The sequence below is a fragment of the Massilia suwonensis genome (assembly GCF_042655665.1).
Classification (GTDB): domain Bacteria; phylum Pseudomonadota; class Gammaproteobacteria; order Burkholderiales; family Burkholderiaceae_D; genus Telluria; species Telluria suwonensis.
The window spans coordinates 311,502-329,890 of sequence record NZ_JBHSMR010000013.1; the positions used below are offsets into that span (position 1 = coordinate 311,502).

Consider the following 18,389-nt stretch of genomic DNA (forward strand, 5'->3'; position numbering starts at 1 on the left):
GTTCAGGCCTTCTGGTAGAAGGGATTACGCAGGATGTGGCCGCCGACGATCATCACCGGATGCACGTTCATGACGTCGAACATCATGGCGCCGTCGAACTTGCGCAGGTCGTACTGGCACATGATGGTGATTGGCGCTTCCTTGACCAGCTCATTGATGCGCGACTCGCACTCGATGATGTGCTCGGTGCCGGGGACGCCGCGCAGAGCCCAGTCCATTTCGCCGGCGAAACGGGCACCGGCCAGGCCGGCGGCCTTGGCCTGGGCATACTGGGCGCGCAGGCGCGAGAGCATGCCGTCGGCGTCGAATTTTCCTTCCGGGTAATAGCCTTCGCGCGTAGTCAGCAGCTGCACCTGGTCGGCCGGGCCTGCCAGCGCGTGGGTCAGGTCGAGCGCGGCAGCCGCACCCGGCAGCTCCGCACGGGTGTCGACGTCGGCCAGGTAGCCGAAGGCCTCGTTTTCCAGCAGCGCGTGGCGCGCGAAGAGGGGCAGGATGCGCCGGCGCTCTTCGTCGCTGTTGTACAGGTAGCAGATATGGGTGCCTTCCGGATAGCGTTCCTCCGTGAACCCGAGACAGATATGCCGCCTTGTCTCCGCCATGAACTCCTCCGTGTCGTGGCGAGCCCATGTAGGCGCTCCATGCGGACAGGATACACCTCCACCCGTGAAAAAGGGGTGAACCCCCGCGTATCGTGCCAGCGGGCGGACTCAGCCTTTGCCGGGCTCGGGTAGCAGGTGGCGGAAGGTCGGTTCGATGTTCAGGGCGTGCAGGTGGCGCACGATGTCTTCCAGGGTCGCGTCTTTCAGGAGCAGGCCGTCCGGGGCGGAAGGCGCGGCCGGCGCGGGCGGAGCCGCCGGAGCCGGTGCCGGTGCGGACAGCGCCGGATCCGGCTGCGCCAGCGCCGCGAAGGCGTCGGCGAAGCGGTCGGGCGCGAGGCTTTCCACGCCTTCCAGGAACGCCGCCTGGGCCAGGGGCGGCGGCGCCAGCTCGAGCCAGGGTTCCTCGAGGAAGGAGGCGCCCATGCCGGGATGGATGAAGGCGGCCCAGTGGCCGCTGCGGGCGTCCAGGCAGGGCGGCAGCGGCGGCGTCCTGACCTCGCCGCGCGCCGCACGTTCGGGCAGCCAGGCCTGGCGGATCCTGCGCACGAACTGGCGGGCCTGGGCATTCGGGATGGGCGCCGCGAGCGAGATCCACAGGCAATAGCCGAGGCCGGTCACGCTGACGGCCGGCGCGGGAAAGCCATGTTCCGTCTGCAGGGCATTTGCCGCCTCGCACAAGTGCTTCCAGTGTTCGCCCTCGGGGCCATCCTTGCCCTCGAAAGGAATGGCGATGGCGCGCGTCAGGCCGCCCGAGGACAGCAAATCGCTTGTCTCGACTTCCTCGCCCTGCAGCTGGCGCGCCAGCAGCTCGGGTGCGGCGGCGCCGTCCTGGACGAACAGGCGCATCAATTCGGCAATCAGTTTTTCCATGTTTTTACCCGGCGGTCGGTAACGCGAACCCGGCATTGTGGCACAGGCGCGGGCGCCGCGATCCGATTGCGTGCAGCAGGGGCGGATTTTAAGCTCAGGGAATAAGACGACCGTACTTTTTTCAGTTATAGTTAAAAGTGCAGGTTCAACTACTAAAAAGGAAGAGACATGAGTGCAGACTACGTCGTGCATGGCAGCGTTGCCGTCATCACCCTGAACAATCCCCCAGTCAACGGCCTCGGCATGGCGACGCGCACCGCGGCCGTCGAGGCGCTGCGCCGCGCCGAGCAGGACGAGGCCGTCAAGGCGGTCGTGATCACGGGCGCCGGCAAGGTGTTTTCGGGCGGCGCGGACATCCGCGAGTTCAATTCGCCGAAAGCCCTGACCGAGCCGACCCTGCACACCCTGATCGCCACCGCCGAGAACCTGGAAAAGCCGGTGGTATCCGCCATCCACGGCGTCTGCATGGGCGGCGGCCTCGAGCTCTCGCTCGGCTGCCACTACCGCGTCGCCGTCCCGGGCGCCCAGATCGGCCTGCCGGAAGTGAAGATCGGCCTGGTGCCGGGCGCCGGCGGCACCCAGCGCCTGCCGCGCGTGGTCGGCCTCGAGCAGGGCCTGAACATGATCGTCTCGGGTAACCCGGTGCTGTCGGAAAAGCTGGCCGAGACCCGGCTGTTTGATAAAGTGTTCGCGGAAGGCGCGGACCTGGTTTCCTCCGCCGTCGAGTTCGCGAACGGCATCGCCGACGTCCGTCCGCTGCCGACGGTGCGCAAGCTGAAAGTCGACTATCCGAACGCCGAAGCCTTCCTCCAGTTCTCGCGCAATACCGTGAAAGCCATGGCCGGCGCCTTCCCCGCACCGCTCGAATGCGTCGAGTGTGTGGCAGCGAGCGTCACGATGAAATTCGAGGATGGCCTGAAGTACGAGCGCGAGCGCTTCCTGGCGCTGGCCCAGACCACGGAATCGAAAGCCCTGCGCCACGCCTTCTTCGGCGAGCGCGCCGCCAGCAAGGTGCCGGACGTACCCGCCGACACCCCGACCCGCAGCATCGGGAAGGCGGCCGTGATCGGCGCCGGCACAATGGGCGGCGGCATCGCCATGAACTTCGCCAACGCAGGCATCCCGGTGACCATCCTGGAAACGAAGCAGGAGGCCCTGGACAAAGGTTTGGCGACGATCCGCAAGAACTACGAGAACACCGTCAAGAAGGGCAAGCTGACCCCGGAAAAGGCGGGCCAGCGCATCGGCCTGATCACCGGCACGCTGTCGTATGAAGACATCGCCCAGGCCGACATCGTGATCGAGGCCGTGTTCGAAGACCTGGGCGTGAAGGAAACCGTGTTCCGCCAGCTGGACGCGACCATGAAGCCGGGCGCGATCCTGGCCTCGAACACCTCGACCCTGGACCTGGACAAGATCGCCGCCTTCACGAAACGTCCGCAGGACGTGATCGGCCTGCACTTCTTCAGCCCGGCCAACGTGATGAAGCTGCTGGAAATCGTGCGCGGCAAGGAAACCGGCAAGGACGTGCTGGCCACCGCACTGGCGCTGTCCAAGAAGATCAAGAAGACCGGCGTCGTCTCCGGCGTGTGCGACGGCTTCATCGGCAACCGCATGCTGGAACAATACCTGCGCCAGGCCTTCTTCCTGCTGGAAGAGGGTGTACTGCCGGAGCAGATCGACAAGGCGATCGAGCGCTTCGGCTTCGCCATGGGCCCGTTCCGCATGAGCGACCTGGCCGGCAACGACGTCGGCTGGTACATCCGCAAGCGCCGCGCGATCGAACAGCCCGAGGTCGTGTATTCGAAGGTGCCGGACCTGCTGTGCGAACAGGGCCGCTTCGGCCAGAAGACCGGCGCCGGCTGGTACGACTACAAGGCGGGCGACCGCACTGCCTACCCGTCGCCGGTCGTCACGGACCTGATCCAGTCGCAGGTGCAGGCTGCCGGCGGCGAGCGGCGCCAGGTATCGGACGAAGAGATCGTCCAGCGCCTGGTGTTCGCGCTGGTGAACGAAGGCGCGAAGATCCTGGAAGAAGGCATCGCCCTGCGCGCGTCCGACATCGACATGGTGTATCTGACCGGCTACGGCTTCCCGCTGCACCGCGGCGGCCCGATGCTGTACGGGGACACGGTCGGCCTGCCGAACGTGCTCGAGACCATGCGCAAGTTCGCGCGCGGCCGCCATGGCGATGCCTGGACGCCGGCGCCGCTGCTGGCGCGCCTGGCGAGCGAGGGCAAGGGCTTTAACGGCTAAGTCCTTGTTTTTGTCTTGACCGGTAACGCCGCTGCACGCCAGCGGCGTTATCGTTTTCGGGCTGCTGCTCGAATAAAGCAACATTATTGTTTACTTATTGTCGGGCTGGGCCGAGAATGGACGCATGAGCTCCCACGCCCCGCCTGCCAGGACCCATTTGCTGATCGCCAGCCTCTGCCTGCTCGGGCTGCTGTCGACGACCGGCGCCTCGCTGCCGTATCCGATCCTCGCGCCGCTGTTTGCCGGCGACGTGGGCAATGGCTTGAGCGCCTTCCTCGGACTGCCGCCGAAACTCCTGCTCGGCATTGCGCTGATGGTCAATCCACTCGGACTGCTGATCGGGAGCGCGGTGCTGGGGGCCGTGTCCGATCGTCTGGGCCGCCGCCGCATCCTGCTGGCTACCGCGATCGGCGCCGCGGCCGGGCACGCGCTGACGGCGGCGGCGCTGGTGGCCGAATCCTATCCGCTGTTCCTGCTGGCGCGTTTCGTGACCGGCCTGCTGGAAGGCAATGGCGCGATCATGCGCGCCATGGTGGTCGAGCGTGTCGAGGGCCCGCTGCGCAACCATGCGCTGTCGTGGCTGAACGGGGCGTTTCACCTCGGCTGGCTGGTCGGGCCGCTGCTGGCGGGTTTCACGGTCGGGGTCTCGATCACGCTGCCGTTCACGATTGCGGCGGGCGCCTTGCTGGTGGGCGCGCTGCTGGCCGCCAGCGCACTGGAGCGCGGGACGGCCGCAGCGAAAGCCGGGGAGCGCTGGTGGCGGGTGGCGCGCGAGCGGCATGCGTTCACGCTGCTGCGCCATGCGCCGCTGCGCACGCTCTTCTCGGTCCACTTCGCCTATGCCTGCGGCGTCGCCGCCTTCTACGAATTCTTCCCGCTCTGGCTGGTGGACGTGGGCGGCTATGCGGTGCGCGAGATCGCCTTCGTGAACATGGGCATGTGCGCGCTGATGACGGGCGCCGCGCTGTTCGCGGGGCGCGCCAGCAGCACCGAACCGCGCCGGCGCGCCAGCATCCAGGCCGGGCTGGCGGCCTTGAGCATCCTGGCGGTCGGCTTCGGCAGCCTGGGCGTCGGCCTGGCCGCCATCGTCCTGTTCGGCCTGCCGCACGCCTACTACAACGCGACGGTGCAGGGCTGGGCGGCCGACCAGTTCGCCGGCTACGGCCAGGGCGCCGTCATGGGCCTGCTCTCGACGACCTTCTGCCTGGCCAATATCGTGATGGCCCTGGCCGGCGGCGCGCTGGCGCTGGTCGACACCCGGATCGTGCTGGTGCTGGGCGGCGCGCTGGCCCTGTGGGCTGCGCTGGCGATGCGCAACTGGAGCCGGCGCGCCGTCAGCGTGGCCGCGCAGGCGGTGGAGCTGCGATGAATACCTATGACCAGATCCTGATGCTGCTGAAGACCCGCGGCCCGCAGACGGCGCAAACGCTCGCCGCGCTGATGGGCCTGACGGCGATGGGCGTGCGGCGCCAACTGGAAGCGGCGGTCGACGCCGGGCTGGTGCGCTTCCAGGACAGTCCCGGCAAGGTTGGACGTCCGGTGCGGCGCTGGATGCTGACCGAGAGCGGCAATGCGCGCTTCCCGGACCGGCATGCCGAGCTGACGCTCGACCTGATCCAGGGCGTACGGACGCTGTTCGGGGAAACGGGACTGGAAAAACTCATCGCCAGCCGCGAGGAGGCCAGCGAGCGCGCGTACCGCGAGCGCCTGGCCGGCAAATGGACGCTCGACGAGCGCGTCGAGGCGCTGGCCGCGGCGCGCACGCATGAAGGCTACATGGCCACGACCGAGCCGCGGGTCGACGGCAGCGTGCTCCTGCACGAGAACCATTGCCCGATCTGTACTGCGGCCCAGGCCTGCCAGCAGTTCTGCCGTTCGGAGCTGGAGGTGTTTCGCCGCGTGCTCGGACCGTCGACCGTCGTGGTGCGCATCGAGCACCAGCTCGAGGGTGCGCGCCGCTGCTCCTACCTGGTGAGCGAGGCCGGACAGGGCTGATGGCAACGCCTGTCCGACGAGAGGGAGCAAAAAAAATGCCGCTGTTTCCAGCGGCATTTCAGTGTCCGGCCAGCTTGCGCTTAGTCGGCGGCGTAGATGTTGTTGTCCTTGGTTTCGCGCACGAACAGGCCGCCGATCACGACCGTGATCAGGGCGATGATGATCGGATACCAGAGGCCGTAGTAGATGTTGCCGTTGGCTGCCACCAGTGCGAAGGAGATGGTCGGCAGCAGGCCGCCGAACCAGCCGTTACCGATGTGGTAAGGCAGGGACATCGAGCTGTAGCGGATACGGGTCGGGAACATCTCGACCAGCATCGCTGCGATCGGGCCGTAGACCATGGTCACGTAGATCACCAGGATGAACAGCAGCAGCACCAGCATCGGCTTGTTGATCGCGTTCGGATCGGCCTTCTCGGGATAGCCGGCCGTCTTCAGGGTGGCGACGACTTCCTTGTTCAGCGCGGTCTGGCGGGCCTTGTCGTCCTTGACGAAATCGATGCCGTCCGGGGTCATGGTGGCGTTGAAGGACGGGATGACCTTGTCGCCGACCTTGATCTGGGCGACCGAGCCGGCTGGGGCGTCGACGGTGGTGTAGCTCACCGAGGCGTTGGTCAGCATGCGGGTGGCGATGTCGCAGGAGGACGGGAATTTCTTGGTGCCGGTCGGGTCGACCTGGAAGTGGCAGGTGGACGGGTCGGCGACGACGGTCACCGGCGAGGTGGCGATCGCCTGCTCGAGGGCCGGGTTGCCGTAGTGGGTGATGGCCTTGAAGATCGGGAAGTAGGTCGCCGCGGCGATGACGCAGCCGCCGAGGATGATCCACTTGCGGCCGATCTTGTCCGACAGCGAGCCGAACACGATGAAGAAGGGCGTCGCCAGTGCCAGCGCGATGGCGATCAGGATGTTGGCGGTCGGGCCGTCGATCTTCAGGGTCTGGGTCAGGAAGAACAGGGCGTAGAACTGGCCGGTGTACCAGACCACGGCCTGGCCCATCGTCAGGCCGACCAGGGCCAGGATGACGATCTTGGCGTTACGCCAGTTCAGGAAGGCTTCCGACAGCGGGGCCTTCGAGGTCTTGCCTTCGGCCTTCATCTTGGCGAATGCCGGCGATTCGTTCATCGACAGGCGGATCCAGACCGAGACGCCCAGCAGGACGACCGAGATCAGGAAGGGAATGCGCCAGCCCCAGGCCATGAACTCTTCCTCGCCGATGGCGGTGCGGGTGGCCAGGATCACGAGCAGCGACAGGAACAGGCCGGCCGTCGCGGTGGTCTGGATCCAGGCGGTGAAGGCGCCGCGCTTGCCTTCCGGGGCGTGCTCGGCGACATAGGTGGCCGCGCCGCCGTATTCGCCGCCCAGCGCCAGGCCTTGCAGGATGCGCAGCGTGACGAGGATGATCGGCGCCGCGATGCCGATCGTGGCATAGCCCGGCAGCAGGCCGACGACGAAGGTCGAGGCGCCCATCAGCAGGATGGTGACCAGGAAGGTGTACTTGCGGCCGATCATGTCGCCCAGGCGGCCGAAGACCAGCGCGCCGAACGGACGGACGATGAAGCCGGCTGCGAAGGTGAGCAGGGCGAAGATGAAGGAGGTGGTGGGATCACCAAGGAAGAACTGCTTGCCGATGATGGCGGCGAGCGAACCGTAGAGGTAGAAGTCGTACCATTCGAAAACGGTGCCGAGGGAGGACGCAAAGATCACCTTGCGTTCTTCCTTGGTCATCCCCTGGGAAGCAGGCGCTGCCTTGCCGCCCGCGGTCATGCCGGGTGTGATAGCCATTTTTTGTCTCCGTATATTGTTTAATGCGTCGGATTTAGCCGAAACTTCGTCAGCTGCGTCGCAGTGTGGACCGTTAAACTTACGTCATGCTTGCTCCAAACTTACCCGAAACTTACAGTTAATTGACGCGATCGCTTGACGGGTCAAGGTGTAAAAGCGGAGCGGATTCATGTCTCAATGATTGGACAATGCCGGCCCCAACAAAGATCCGGAACAACACGTTGAGGCCGGTCAGAAGATTTGCGAACGGTCGTACTTAATTATGCTATTCTCGTCTGGTCCAAACACCAACACACCAACAACCAGGGAGACCAGCATGCAAGACGCAGTGATCGTATCGACCGCCCGCACGGGCCTGGCCAAGTCGTGGAAGGGCGCCTTCAACATGACCCATGGCGCGACGCTCGGCGGCCACGTGCTTGCCGCCGCGATCGAGCGCGCCGGCATCGCATCCGGCGAAGTCGAGGACGTCATCATCGGCTGCGCCAATCCGGAGGGCGCGACCGGCGCCAACATCGCGCGCCAGATCGCGTTGCGCGCCGGCTGCCCGACCACGGTGCCCGGCATTACGGTCAACCGCTTCTGTTCCTCGGGCCTGCAGACCATCGCCCTGGCGGCCCAGCGCATCATCGCCGGCGAGAACGAAATCCTGGCCGCCGGCGGCGTCGAATCGATCTCCTGCGTGCAGCAGGAAATGAATACCCACATGCTGCAGGACCCGTGGCTGCGCGCGCACAAGCCGGAAATCTACTGGCCGATGCTGCAGACGGCCGAGACGGTCGCCAAGCGCTACGAGATTTCGAAGGAGCGCCAGGATGCCTACGGCGTGCAGAGCCAGCAGCGCGCAGCTGCCGCCCAGGCCGCCGGCTTGTTCGATGCCGAGATCGTGCCGATGACGACCGTGATGGGCGTGGCCGACAAGGCTTCGGGCCGGCTGCTCACGCGCGAAGTGACCATTTCCGCCGACGAAGGCATCCGCGCCGATACGACCATCGAAGGCGTGTCGAAGATCCGCACCGCGCTGCCGGGCGGCGTGATCACCGCCGGCAATGCCAGCCAGTTCTCGGACGGGGCCTCGGTCTCGATCCTGATGAGCCGCGGCATGGCCGAATCGAAAGGCCTGCAGCCGCTGGGCGCTTTCCGCGGCTTCGCCGTGGCAGGCTGCGAGCCGGACGAGATGGGCATCGGTCCCGTGTTCGCGGTGCCGAAGCTGCTGCAGAAGGCGGGCCTGACGGTGGGCGACATTGGCCTGTGGGAACTGAACGAAGCCTTTGCCGTGCAGGTGCTGTACTGCGCCGACAAGCTGGGTATCCCGATGGACCGCCTGAACGTGAACGGCGGCGCGATCGCGGTTGGCCATCCTTACGGGGTGTCCGGTGCGCGCCTGGTCGGCCACGCGCTGCTCGAGGGCAAGCGCCGCGGCGTCAGGTACGTCGTGGTGACGATGTGTATCGGCGGCGGGCAGGGCGCGGCGGGCCTGTTCGAAGTCCTGTGATATATAAAACCATTCAAACTGACTGCTGAGATTCGAGAAAGATATGATCAAACACATCGTCATGTGGAAGCTCAAGGACGAGGCCGAAGGCGCGGACCGCCTCACGAATGCGCGCGAGATGAAGCGCCGTCTCGACGAATGCGCCGACATCGTCCCGGGCATCCTGACCTTCGAAGTGACCCTGGCCCAGCCGGGCCTGGAAGCGACCTACGACGTGGTCCTGTACTCGGAATTCGAGAACAAGGCGGCGCTCGAGGCCTATGCCGTGCACCCGACGCACAAGGCGCTGGTGCCCTTCATCGGAGCGATCCGGGAAGGACGCCAGTGCATGGATTACGAAGTCTAGGAAGCTACCGAACCGCGAAGCACCCACTCATAACAATACGGAGACAGCATGCGCAAGACTCAGGAACTTTTTTCGTTGCAAGGTAAAACCGCCCTCGTGACCGGCGGCTCGCGCGGGCTCGGCCTGCAGATGGCCGAGGCGCTCGGCGAGCAGGGCGCGCGCATCGTGATCTCGGCGCGCAAGCAGGAGGAACTCGACGAAGCCGTCGCCCATCTGGCGGAGCGCGGCATCGAGGCGTCCGCCATCGCGGTCGATTTGCAGAAGGAAGCCAACGTCCAGCCTTTCGTCGAGGAAGCGCTGCGCCGCCTCGGCCAGATCGACATCCTCGTGAACAACGCCGGCGCCAGCTGGGGCGCCCCGGCCGAAGAGCATCCGCTCGAAGCCTGGGACAAGGTCATGAACCTGAACGTGCGCAGCATTTTCCTGGTGTCGCAGGCGGTGGGCAAGCTGTCGATGATCCCGCGCCGCTACGGCAAGATCATCAACATCTCCTCGATCGCCGGTCTCGCCGGCAACGGTCCGGGGACGATGCAGACCATCGCCTACAACACCTCGAAAGGTGCCGTGATCAATTTCACGCGTACGCTGGCGGGCGAATGGGGACGTCACGGCATCACCGTCAACTCGATTGCGCCAGGCTTTTTCCCGTCTAAAATGACCAAGGGCGTGCTGGAAAATATCGGCGTCGACAAGCTGGCCAAGGGCGCGCCGCTGGGCCGCCTCGGCGACGACGAAGACCTGAAGGGCGCGGTGGTGCTGTTCGCCTCGGACGCCAGCAAGCACATCACTGGCCAGATCCTGGCCATCGACGGCGGCGTGTCCGCGGTCTGAGGAGGCAGCATGAAGAACTTCAGCGGCAAGGTGGCCGTCATCACCGGGGCCGGCAGCGGCCTGGGCCGTGAATTCGCGCTGGTCGCAAGTGGGCTGGGCATGAAGCTGGTGCTGGCCGACGTCCAGGCCGATGCCTTGGAGCGCGTCACCGACGAACTGCTGGCCAAGGATGTCGAAGTGCTGGCCATGGTCTGCGACGTGAGCAAAGGCGCCCACGTGCAGGAACTGGCGGACGCGGCGATTGCGCGCTTCCACGGCATCCACCTGGTGTTCAACAACGCCGGCGTCGGCTCGGGCGGCCTAATCTGGGAAAACACGGAAGCCGACTGGGAATGGGTGCTGGGCGCGAACCTGTGGGGCGTGATCCACGGCGTGCGCGTCTTCACCCACGCCATGCTCGAATGCGCGCGGCGCGATCCCGACTACGAGGGCCACATCGTCAACACGGCCTCGATGGCGGGCCTGCTGAACGCGCCGGCGATGGGTGTCTACAACGTGTCCAAGCATGCGGTGGTGTCGCTGTCGGAAACCCTGTACCACGACCTGGCGCTGGTGAACGCGCCGATCGGGGCCTCGGTGCTGTGCCCGTACTTCGTGCCGACCGGGATCCACCAGTCGCATCGCAACCGGCCGGAAGAACTGAAGCCGGATGCGCGTCCGACGGCGAGCCAGATGGCGGCCCAGGCGCTGACCTCGAAGGCGGTGGAGTCGGGCAAGGTGTCGGCGAGCGACGTGGCGCGCATCACCTTCGAGGCGATCCGCGAAGGGCGTTTCTACATCTACTCGCATCCGCAGGCGCTGGGTGGCGTGCAGGAGCGGATGCAGGCGATCGTGGAAGGGAAGAATCCGCCGGATCCGTATGCGGCGACGCCGCATGTGACGGAGCTGCTCCGTTCGAAGATGTAAACCGATCCGCCGGCCCGGTGATCATTAAATCCGGGACGGCGAATCGTAGGGCGGGCATGCCCGCGCGTGGATGTCGCATTGTGTTGGCTTCGTTTGAGGAAAGACCCCGCCAACACGATGCGAGCGTCACGCGCGGGCATGCCCGCCCTACGGCCGTACGATCCGTTCGTGGAGTTCAGCCGGCGCGTTCTCGTATAACTTCACCACCGTCGAGGTCCGCGTCCCGTAGCCCGGCGTCTCGATGCACACCGCCGACAGCACTCGTTCCAGATCGAGCGGCACACCCGTCTCCGGCAAGCGCATGTCCGGCGCCCGCGTCGTATCGGCCAGCATCTCGAAATACGCATCTTCCGGCGCCCCTTGGCACAGTAGGCTGGCGAACTGCGCCTTGGTGCGCGTGACCTTCGGCCAGGGCGCGTCCAGCAAGCCGTTCGAGACGCCGTAGATGCGGCCGGCTTCCAGAGGCTGGCCATTGCGAGGATCGTCGCCGGCGCGGTTCGAGTACCAGTACAGGTTCTCGCGGTCGCCCAGCACCAGGTTGAAGCCGTTGTAGACGTCGCCGCGGGCGGCGATCATCTCCAGGTATTCGGCGGCCGTCCACGAACCCTTCAGAAAATCCGCCACCAGCTCGCCGCGCGAGGGCGCGTCGGCGCGGCGCTCGCCCGGCGCGCGGATGTTGGTCAGCGCGGCGAATTTCGGACCGTTCGGCCCTTCGCGCGTGATGCCCATCCAGCTGCCGCCGTGTTCCAGGTCGCGGCCGGCGATCAGGTTCGGATGTTCGGGCCAGGGCGCGGCCGGGGCGGCCGGGCGGTCGTAGAATTCGTCGCGGTTGGCGACCGCGATCACGGGCACGCCGGGGATCACGCGCCAGGCGAAAACGATCAGGCACATGGCGGGATCTCCGTAAACACTTCGACGTGGCGCGGGCCTTGCAGCAGCCCGTCGAGGCCGGCGCCTGCGACCGCGTCTTCCAGCGTGGCGGCGAAGCTTTCCGGCACGTCCGGATAGACTTCCATCCAGGTCTGCAGGCCGTCCTTGCTTTCCGGACGGCGCAGCAGGCGCGCATGGCCGGGCTGGATTACCCGGGTCTGCAGGGCGCAGACCAGGTGCGCGAGGCGTTCGGCGTCTTCGTCGCGCACCTTGTAATACACGTAGAGGTCGACCATGCTAGAGATCGAGCGCGTCCAGCGCGTAGGGCATGGGCAGGAAGCGCAGCGGCGCGCCCGCGGCGGAGCCGAGGTGCACCTCTTCTTCGAGCGCGGCCAGCTTCATCTCGACCAGCAGGGCGGCGCCGCCGAGGCCGTTCGGCGCGGCGTTCACCACCATGCCGCAGGGCTGCTCGGGGTCGCTCGTGGAAAACACTTCGTCGCCGGCGCGCGCGGCGGCGTTCTCGACGCTGGCCAGCGCCGTGCGGCGTTTCAGTTTGCCGAGATACTGGCTGCGCGCGACGATTTCCTGGCCTGGATAGCAGCCTTTCTTGAAATTCACGCCGCCGAGCAGTTCGAGGTTGATCATCTGCGGGACGAACTGCTCCTGGGTCGCGGCGCTCACCTGCGGCACGCCGGCGTGGATCGCGGACAGGTGCCAGGCGGCGTTGCCGCCCAGGGCCAGTTCGGCGCCCAGTGCCGGCAAGGCGGCCTGTGCGGTCGCACTGGAGGTCAGCCACAGGAAGCGCGGCGCCTCGAAGGCATCGGCCAGGCGGATCACCGTGCCGCGCTCGCCGTGCACCACGGCGTACGGCGCAGCCGGCAGGTCGAGACCCTGCGCACGCAGGGCGGCCTCGGCCTTCATCCCGCCGAAGCCGAGCACGGCGGCGACGTTTTCTTCTTCGGTCGCATCGCGCAGCTTGGCCTTGGTGCGCAGCACGAACATGGTCAGGCGCTTCTGCAGCGGCGCCTGGATGGCGCGCGGCAGTTGCAGCCAGACGGTGCCGTCCTCGCTGCGCCACATCAGGAAGGTGGCTTGCAGGCGGCCTTTCGGCGTGCAGAAGCCCGCCAGGCGCGCCTCGTTCGGACCGAGGTGCTCGACGTCGTTGGTCAGCTGGCTGTGCAGGAATTTGGCCGCCTCCTCGCCGGCGACGGCGATCAGGCCGAGGTCGGTGACGGGGGCGACGAAACCGCCCGCCAGGTCGGCGGCGGAGAGGGTGCGGCCGAAATCTTCGACCTGGGTGGCCTCGTCGATATGGAAGCGGGCCCCGTGGCTTGCTAGATAGTCTGTCCAGTTGCTCATAAATGCAATATGCTTTGCGGTTTAGGCTTTATCATTACGGCCTCATTATAGAGTTGTCGAGCATTTCGCGCCGAGAGCGCCGTAAACCCGAAAATCAGAATGGCTTTCATAAAAAAAACACTCATCACGGCCGTGGTCGTTTCCATCGTCGGCATCGGCGCGTTCAGCTGGTGGTCCAAGCAGCCGCTCACCACGGGCGAACCGCCGATCGCCTTTACCGTCACGCCCGGTAGCGGCGTCGGCGCGGCCGCACAGCAGATGGTGCAGGCCGGCGTGCCCGTCAACGCGACGCTGTTCCAGATCCTGGCGCGCGTTACAGGCCAGAGCGCGCGCATCAAGGCCGGCAGCTACGAGCTGAAACCGAATACCTCGCCGCGCCGCCTGCTGACGCAACTGGTGCGCGGCGAATACGCGCAGGAAGCCCTCACCATCATCGAAGGCTGGACCTTCCGCCAGATGCGCGAAGCAATCGCCGCCGCCAAGACCCTGCGCCACGAAACGGTCAAGATGAGCGACGCCGAGCTGATGGCGAAGATCTCGACCGACTATAAAGAGCCCGAAGGCCTGTTCTTCCCCGACACCTATCTGTTCGCCAAGGGTTCGAGCGACCTGCAGATCTACAAGCAGGCACACCAGATGCTGCTGAACCGCCTGAACGCGGCCTGGGAAAAGCGCGACGCCAACCTGCCATATAAAACCCCGTACGAAGCGCTGATCATGGCCTCGATCGTGGAAAAGGAAACGGGCCAGAAGAGCGAGCGGGCGATGATCGCCGGCGTGTTCGTCAACCGCCTGCGCACCGGCATGATGCTGCAGACCGATCCGAGCGTAATCTACGGCATGGGCGCGCGCTACGAGGGCAAGATCGCGAAGAAAGACCTGACTACCGATACCCCGTACAACACCTACACCCGCTACGGCCTGCCGCCGACGCCGATCTCGCTGCCGGGCGTGCAGTCGCTGAGCGCGGCCCTGGCGCCGGCCAAGACCGAGGCCCTGTACTTCGTCTCGCGCAACGACGGCACCAGCCATTTCTCGGAAAACCTGAACGAGCACAACCGCGCTGTGAACCAGTACCAGCGCGGCATATCGAAGCCATGAGCGTCAGAGGCAAATTCCTGACCGTCGAAGGCATCGACGGCGCCGGCAAGTCGACCCACATCGGCTTCGTCACCCAATTCCTGCAGGCGCGCGGCAAGACGGTGGTGTCCTCGCGTGAGCCGGGCGGCACGCCGCTGGGCGAAAAACTGCGCGAGCTGCTGCTGCACGAAAAGATGCATCTGGAAACCGAAGCCCTGCTGATGTTCGCCAGCCGCCGCGAGCACATGGCGCAGGTGATCGAACCGGCGCTGGATGCCGGTTCCTGGGTGCTGTCCGACCGCTTCACCGATGCCAGCTTCGCCTACCAGAGCGGCGGGCGCGGCATGGACCGTTCGAAGATGGAGGCGCTGGAAGCCTGGGTGCATCCGCACCTGCAGCCCGACCTGACCCTGCTGTTCGACGTGCCGCTCGAGGTGGCGCGCGAGCGCCTGGACGCGACCCGCACCCTGGATAAATTCGAGCGCGAGCAGGGCGAATTCTTTGCCCGCTGCCGCGCCGAGTACCTGCGCCGCGCCCAGCAGTTCCCGGCGCGCTTCGCTGTGATCGACTCGACGCGCAGCATCGCGGAAACGCAAACGAAGATTGCCGAGGCGCTGGAGAAGTTGTTGTGACGATCTACCCTTGGCAGCAAACCGCCTGGACCCAGCTCCAGGCCATGCGTGGGCGCATGCCGCACGCGATCCTGTTCCACGGCCCGGCCGGCATCGGCAAGTCGGGCTTCATCGAAGCCTTCGCCCAGTCGCTGCTGTGCGAGAACGTGCAGCCCGACGGCCAGGCCTGCGGCAGCTGCGCCTCCTGCGGCTGGTTCCTGCAGCACAACCACCCCGACTACCGCCGCGTGCGTCCGGAAGCGCTGGAAGACGAGCCGGCGGCCGAATCTGAGGAAGGCGGCGAGGACAAGAAGGCGAAGTCGACCAAGGCGCCCTCGAAAGAGATCAAGATCGAGCAGATCCGCTCGCTGGCCGACTTCATGAACATCTCGACGCACCGCCAGGGCTTGCGCGTGGTCGTGCTGTATCCGGCGGAAGCGCTGAACATGCCGGCCTCGAACGCGCTGCTGAAAACCCTGGAAGAGCCGCCGCCGGGCACGGTGTTCCTGCTCGCTTCGAACGGGCTGGACCGCCTGCTGCCGACGATCCTGTCGCGCTGCCGCAAGTTCGCGTTGCCCATGCCCGAGCATGCCGCGGCGCTGGCCTGGCTCAAGGAGCAGGGCGTGCCGGACGCCGACAGCTGGCTGCGCGAGGAGGGCGGCGCACCGCTGGCGGCGCTGGAGCGCTCGGGCAGCGGCAACCGCGAGGAGCTCGATGCCCTGCTCGGTTTCCTGGCGCGTCCGAACGTCGAGTCGGCGCTGCGCCAGGCGGACAAGCTGAGCAAGACGCCTTTGAGCGCCCTCGTGTCCTGGCAGCAGCGCTGGCTGTACGACCTGCTCGCAAGCAAGCTGGCCGGCACCGTGCGCTACTATCCGCGCTACCAGAAGGAACTTGCAGCCTTGGCCGGCAACGTGCACACTGCGAACCTGTTACGTGCAATCAAGTCCACCAACGAACGGCGCGCCGTGGCCGACCATCCGCTGTCGGCCAAGCTGTTTGTGGAGGACATGTTGCTGGATTACGCAGCATGCTGCGCCCCGGTGTGAAAGGACCGTCATGACTGGCAATACCACCGACCCGAACGCTTCGCTCGTGCCGCGGCCGTCGGTCCTGTCGCTGGCGATCAAGGAAAAGGCGGCCCTGTACGCGGCCTACATGCCTTTCCTGAAGAACGGCGGCATGTTCGTGCCGACCACCAAACCCTATAAAATGGGCGACGAGGTCTACCTGATCCTCTCCCTCATGGACGACCCGAACAAATACCCGATCGCGGGCAAGGTCGCCTGGATCACCCCGGCCGGCGCCAACAACAGCAAGGCGCAAGGCATCGGCGTGCAGTTCCCGGCCGACGAAACCGGCCAGCGCGCCAAGGCCCGCATCGAAGAAATCCTCGGCGCGGCGCTGCGTTCCTCGCGCGCCACGCATACCCTGTAATCCTCTCCTCACCGTTCCATGCCGTCCTACGTACACCGTCTTGCCCGCCGCGACGACCTGCCCGTCATCGTCGACATCTATAACTCCACCATCGCCTCGCGGGAAGTCACCGCCGACACCGAACCCGTGAGCGTCGCCTCGCGCGAAGCCTGGTTCAACGAGCATACGCCCGAGCGCCGGCCGCTGTGGGTAATTCACGATGCTAACGACGTGTCGGACGAGCCGACCGTGATCGGCTGGATGTCGTACTCGAATTTTTATGGCCGTCCGGCTTATTCGGGGACGGCTGAGCTGTCGATCTACATCGACGAGGAATGGCGCGGCAAGGGGATGGGGCGGTATTGCCTGGAGCAGGCGATTGCGTTTGCGCCTCGCATTAAAGTGCACACGTTGCTCGGGTTCATTTTCGGGCACAACGTGCCGAGTTTGGCCCTGTTCCGCAAGTTTGGATTCGAGACCTGGGCGAATTTTCCGCGGGTGGCGAACCTGGATGGGATCGAGCGTGACCTGATCATTCTGGGGAAACGCGTCGTCGACTGATCGGGCACTGTAACCGCGTGGAGTCCTGACTCCACGCGGTTACAGACCTCGATGTGCCCGCACCGGGACCGCGTGACGCGTGTCGCCCGCACCCCGTACAATACGGGCCATGTACATCGATTCCCACTGCCACATCAATTTCCCCGAGCTGGCCGCCCGGATGCCCGAGATCCTGGCCAAGATGGCCGAGAACCGCGTCACCCACGCCCTGTGCGTCTCGGTCGACCTGCCGGACTTCCCCTCGGTGCTCGCCCTGGCCGAGCAATATCCCAACATTTACGCCTCGGTCGGCGTCCATCCCGACTACGAAGACACGCCGGAACCAACGGTCGAGCAACTGGTCGAACTGGCTGCGCATCCGAAAATCATCGCGATCGGCGAGACCGGCCTGGATTACTACCGCCTCGAGGGCGACCTCGAATGGCAGCGCGAGCGCTTTCGCACCCATATCCGGGCGTCGCGCGCGACGCGCAAACCCTTGATCATCCATACCCGCTCGGCCAGCGCCGACACCATTCGCATCATGCGGGAAGAGGGCGCAGGGACGAAGGACGGCGGCGTGGCCGGCGTGATGCACTGCTTTACCGAGTCGCTGGAAGTGGCCGAAGCGGCGATCGAGATGGGCTTTTATATCTCCTTTTCCGGCATCGTCACCTTCAAGAGCGCCAAGGACCTGCAGGCGGTGGCGCGCGCGGTGCCGATGGACCGTATCCTGATCGAGACCGATTCGCCCTACCTCGCGCCGGTGCCCTACCGCGGCAAGATGAACGAGCCGGGCTATGTGGCCCACGTGGCGGAATTCATCGCCAACCTGAAGGACGTGCCGCTGCGCGAAGTCGCGGACCGCACGAGCGAGAACTTCTTCAACCTGTTCCAGCACGCAAAGGCCTGACATGCAAGCACGCCGCCGTCTCGTCCTCGAAGGAATCGTCCTTGCCGCCGCCCTGGCCTGCGGTGTGTCGACCGCGGCAGTGCGTCCGCCCAGCCCGTCCGAACTGACCACCTTCTTCCGCGCCGTGCAGCTCGACGATGCGAAAACCGTGGGCGAGATGCTCGGCAGCGTGGTCAACGCCAACCAGCCCAATCCGATCGGCGGCGAGCCGGGCCTGGTGCAGGCGTTGCGCGAGGATGCGATGAAGGTGGTGAAGGTCTTCCTCGAGCACCCCGGCACCAATCTGGAAACGAAGGCCGGCAACGGCAACACCGCCCTGATGATGGCCGCCTTCAAGCGCAACCGGCCGGCTGTGGAGCTGCTGCTGGCCAAGGGCGCGAAGGTCAACCAGCCCGGCTGGACGGCCTTGCATTACGCGGCGGCGGCCGGAGACGACGACATCGTGCGTCTGCTGCTGGCGCGCGGCGCCAAGGTCGACGCCGTCTCGCCACCGAAGAGCGGCGGCTACACGCCGATGATGATGG

20 protein-coding genes are annotated in these 18,389 nt (G+C 65.9%); 14 read left to right on the forward strand and 6 right to left on the reverse strand.

Annotated elements, in window-relative coordinates:
* Positions 1 to 2: 2 nt before the first annotated feature.
* Positions 3 to 599: an MEDS domain-containing protein gene (locus ACFPQ5_RS09265; protein WP_379753950.1), complete on the reverse strand. Its 597-nt coding sequence runs from the start codon at positions 597 to 599 to the stop codon at positions 3 to 5.
* Positions 600 to 707: 108 nt separating this feature from the next.
* Positions 708 to 1,469: a hypothetical protein gene (locus ACFPQ5_RS09270; protein WP_379753953.1), complete on the reverse strand. Its 762-nt coding sequence runs from the start codon at positions 1,467 to 1,469 to the stop codon at positions 708 to 710.
* Between the two features lie 168 nt (positions 1,470 to 1,637).
* Here ACFPQ5_RS09270 and ACFPQ5_RS09275 point away from each other — a divergent pair, with 168 nt between their 5' ends.
* The 3 genes from ACFPQ5_RS09275 (at position 1,638) to ACFPQ5_RS09285 (ending at position 5,720) form a co-directional block, all read left to right on the forward strand.
* Positions 1,638 to 3,725, forward strand: a complete 2,088-nt coding sequence (locus ACFPQ5_RS09275) for a 3-hydroxyacyl-CoA dehydrogenase NAD-binding domain-containing protein (protein ID WP_379753956.1) — start codon at positions 1,638 to 1,640, stop codon at positions 3,723 to 3,725.
* Positions 3,726 to 3,849: 124 nt separating this feature from the next.
* A complete protein-coding gene (locus tag ACFPQ5_RS09280; RefSeq protein WP_379753959.1) occupies positions 3,850 to 5,094 on the forward strand; it encodes an MFS transporter in 1,245 nt (414 codons plus the stop codon).
* On the forward strand, positions 5,091 to 5,720 hold the full coding sequence (locus ACFPQ5_RS09285) for a helix-turn-helix transcriptional regulator (protein ID WP_379753962.1): 630 nt from the start codon (positions 5,091 to 5,093) through the stop codon (positions 5,718 to 5,720). The genes ACFPQ5_RS09280 and ACFPQ5_RS09285 overlap by 4 nt, the downstream gene beginning before the upstream one ends.
* An 80-nt stretch (positions 5,721 to 5,800) precedes the next feature.
* Here the strand turns inward: ACFPQ5_RS09285 and ACFPQ5_RS09290 are convergent, their stop codons facing one another.
* The gene (locus tag ACFPQ5_RS09290; RefSeq protein ID WP_379753965.1) at positions 5,801 to 7,501 is read right to left on the reverse strand and encodes an MFS transporter; all 1,701 of its coding nucleotides are present in this window, start codon (positions 7,499 to 7,501) and stop codon (positions 5,801 to 5,803) included.
* A gap of 316 nt (positions 7,502 to 7,817) precedes the next feature.
* Between ACFPQ5_RS09290 and ACFPQ5_RS09295 the strand changes: the two genes are divergently transcribed.
* The 4 genes from ACFPQ5_RS09295 to ACFPQ5_RS09310 are packed head-to-tail and all read left to right on the forward strand — an operon-like array spanning position 7,818 to position 11,079.
* Entirely contained in the window at positions 7,818 to 8,996 is a 1,179-nt protein-coding gene (locus tag ACFPQ5_RS09295) for an acetyl-CoA C-acyltransferase (RefSeq protein ID WP_379753968.1), read from the forward strand.
* A gap of 43 nt (positions 8,997 to 9,039) precedes the next feature.
* Positions 9,040 to 9,342 (forward strand): Dabb family protein, encoded by a 303-nt coding sequence (locus ACFPQ5_RS09300; protein WP_379753971.1) that lies wholly within the window; start codon positions 9,040 to 9,042, stop codon positions 9,340 to 9,342.
* Between the two features lie 48 nt (positions 9,343 to 9,390).
* Positions 9,391 to 10,173 carry an SDR family oxidoreductase gene (locus tag ACFPQ5_RS09305; RefSeq protein WP_379753974.1) on the forward strand — a complete coding sequence of 261 codons (783 nt, stop codon included), beginning with the start codon at positions 9,391 to 9,393 and terminating at the stop codon, positions 10,171 to 10,173.
* A gap of 9 nt (positions 10,174 to 10,182) precedes the next feature.
* Positions 10,183 to 11,079, forward strand: a complete 897-nt coding sequence (locus ACFPQ5_RS09310; protein ID WP_379753977.1) for an SDR family oxidoreductase — start codon at positions 10,183 to 10,185, stop codon at positions 11,077 to 11,079.
* Between the two features lie 147 nt (positions 11,080 to 11,226).
* Here the strand turns inward: ACFPQ5_RS09310 and ACFPQ5_RS09315 are convergent, their stop codons facing one another.
* From ACFPQ5_RS09315 to ygfZ, 3 genes are read right to left on the reverse strand one after another with little or no spacing between them, the layout of a single operon-like run.
* Positions 11,227 to 11,970: an NRDE family protein gene (locus ACFPQ5_RS09315; RefSeq protein WP_379753980.1), complete on the reverse strand. Its 744-nt coding sequence runs from the start codon at positions 11,968 to 11,970 to the stop codon at positions 11,227 to 11,229.
* Complete coding sequence (locus ACFPQ5_RS09320; RefSeq protein ID WP_379753983.1) at positions 11,961 to 12,245, reverse strand: DUF4936 family protein; 285 nt, start codon at positions 12,243 to 12,245, stop codon at positions 11,961 to 11,963. The genes ACFPQ5_RS09315 and ACFPQ5_RS09320 overlap by 10 nt, the downstream gene beginning before the upstream one ends.
* A 1-nt stretch (position 12,246) precedes the next feature.
* Positions 12,247 to 13,308, reverse strand: coding sequence for a CAF17-like 4Fe-4S cluster assembly/insertion protein YgfZ (gene ygfZ / locus ACFPQ5_RS09325; RefSeq protein WP_379753986.1), 1,062 nt, complete (start codon positions 13,306 to 13,308; stop codon positions 12,247 to 12,249).
* 99 nt (positions 13,309 to 13,407) lie between these two features.
* On the opposite strand from ygfZ, the gene mltG reads away from it, so the two are divergent.
* The 7 genes from mltG to ACFPQ5_RS09360 form a co-directional block, all read left to right on the forward strand.
* Positions 13,408 to 14,409 (forward strand): endolytic transglycosylase MltG, encoded by a 1,002-nt coding sequence (mltG, locus tag ACFPQ5_RS09330; RefSeq protein WP_379753989.1) that lies wholly within the window; start codon positions 13,408 to 13,410, stop codon positions 14,407 to 14,409.
* A complete protein-coding gene (gene tmk, locus ACFPQ5_RS09335; protein WP_379753991.1) occupies positions 14,406 to 15,020 on the forward strand; it encodes a dTMP kinase in 615 nt (204 codons plus the stop codon). The genes mltG and tmk overlap by 4 nt, the downstream gene beginning before the upstream one ends.
* Positions 15,017 to 16,045: a DNA polymerase III subunit delta' gene (locus tag ACFPQ5_RS09340; RefSeq protein WP_379753994.1), complete on the forward strand. Its 1,029-nt coding sequence runs from the start codon at positions 15,017 to 15,019 to the stop codon at positions 16,043 to 16,045. Before tmk ends, ACFPQ5_RS09340 begins: the two co-directional genes overlap by 4 nt.
* 10 nt (positions 16,046 to 16,055) lie before the next feature.
* Positions 16,056 to 16,433: a PilZ domain-containing protein gene (locus tag ACFPQ5_RS09345; RefSeq protein ID WP_379753997.1), complete on the forward strand. Its 378-nt coding sequence runs from the start codon at positions 16,056 to 16,058 to the stop codon at positions 16,431 to 16,433.
* Between the two features lie 18 nt (positions 16,434 to 16,451).
* Positions 16,452 to 16,973, forward strand: coding sequence for a GNAT family N-acetyltransferase (locus ACFPQ5_RS09350; protein WP_379754000.1), 522 nt, complete (start codon positions 16,452 to 16,454; stop codon positions 16,971 to 16,973).
* A 109-nt stretch (positions 16,974 to 17,082) separates the two neighbouring features.
* Entirely contained in the window at positions 17,083 to 17,865 is a 783-nt protein-coding gene (locus ACFPQ5_RS09355; protein ID WP_379754003.1) for a TatD family hydrolase, read from the forward strand.
* A 1-nt stretch (position 17,866) separates the two neighbouring features.
* Positions 17,867 to 18,389 (forward strand): ankyrin repeat domain-containing protein (locus ACFPQ5_RS09360; RefSeq protein ID WP_379760055.1); only part of this gene is annotated, 523 nt, incomplete at its 3' end.

Bases quoted from the DNA above. Each gene is read 5' to 3' on its own strand.
- ACFPQ5_RS09265 (WP_379753950.1), bottom strand. From the start codon at position 599: ATGGCGGAGACAAGGCGGCATATCTGTCTCGGGTTCACGGAGGAACGC.
- ACFPQ5_RS09270 (WP_379753953.1), bottom strand. From the start codon at position 1,469: ATGGAAAAACTGATTGCCGAATTGATGCGCCTGTTCGTCCAGGACGGC.
- ACFPQ5_RS09275 (WP_379753956.1), top strand. From the start codon at position 1,638: ATGAGTGCAGACTACGTCGTGCATGGCAGCGTTGCCGTCATCACCCTG.
- ACFPQ5_RS09280 (WP_379753959.1), top strand. From the start codon at position 3,850: ATGAGCTCCCACGCCCCGCCTGCCAGGACCCATTTGCTGATCGCCAGC.
- ACFPQ5_RS09285 (WP_379753962.1), top strand. From the start codon at position 5,091: ATGAATACCTATGACCAGATCCTGATGCTGCTGAAGACCCGCGGCCCG.
- ACFPQ5_RS09290 (WP_379753965.1), bottom strand. From the start codon at position 7,501: ATGGCTATCACACCCGGCATGACCGCGGGCGGCAAGGCAGCGCCTGCT.
- ACFPQ5_RS09295 (WP_379753968.1), top strand. From the start codon at position 7,818: ATGCAAGACGCAGTGATCGTATCGACCGCCCGCACGGGCCTGGCCAAG.
- ACFPQ5_RS09300 (WP_379753971.1), top strand. From the start codon at position 9,040: ATGATCAAACACATCGTCATGTGGAAGCTCAAGGACGAGGCCGAAGGC.
- ACFPQ5_RS09305 (WP_379753974.1), top strand. From the start codon at position 9,391: ATGCGCAAGACTCAGGAACTTTTTTCGTTGCAAGGTAAAACCGCCCTC.
- ACFPQ5_RS09310 (WP_379753977.1), top strand. From the start codon at position 10,183: ATGAAGAACTTCAGCGGCAAGGTGGCCGTCATCACCGGGGCCGGCAGC.
- ACFPQ5_RS09315 (WP_379753980.1), bottom strand. From the start codon at position 11,970: ATGTGCCTGATCGTTTTCGCCTGGCGCGTGATCCCCGGCGTGCCCGTG.
- ACFPQ5_RS09320 (WP_379753983.1), bottom strand. From the start codon at position 12,245: ATGGTCGACCTCTACGTGTATTACAAGGTGCGCGACGAAGACGCCGAA.
- ygfZ (WP_379753986.1), bottom strand. From the start codon at position 13,308: ATGAGCAACTGGACAGACTATCTAGCAAGCCACGGGGCCCGCTTCCAT.
- mltG (WP_379753989.1), top strand. From the start codon at position 13,408: ATGGCTTTCATAAAAAAAACACTCATCACGGCCGTGGTCGTTTCCATC.
- tmk (WP_379753991.1), top strand. From the start codon at position 14,406: ATGAGCGTCAGAGGCAAATTCCTGACCGTCGAAGGCATCGACGGCGCC.
- ACFPQ5_RS09345 (WP_379753997.1), top strand. From the start codon at position 16,056: ATGACTGGCAATACCACCGACCCGAACGCTTCGCTCGTGCCGCGGCCG.
- ACFPQ5_RS09350 (WP_379754000.1), top strand. From the start codon at position 16,452: ATGCCGTCCTACGTACACCGTCTTGCCCGCCGCGACGACCTGCCCGTC.
- ACFPQ5_RS09355 (WP_379754003.1), top strand. From the start codon at position 17,083: ATGTACATCGATTCCCACTGCCACATCAATTTCCCCGAGCTGGCCGCC.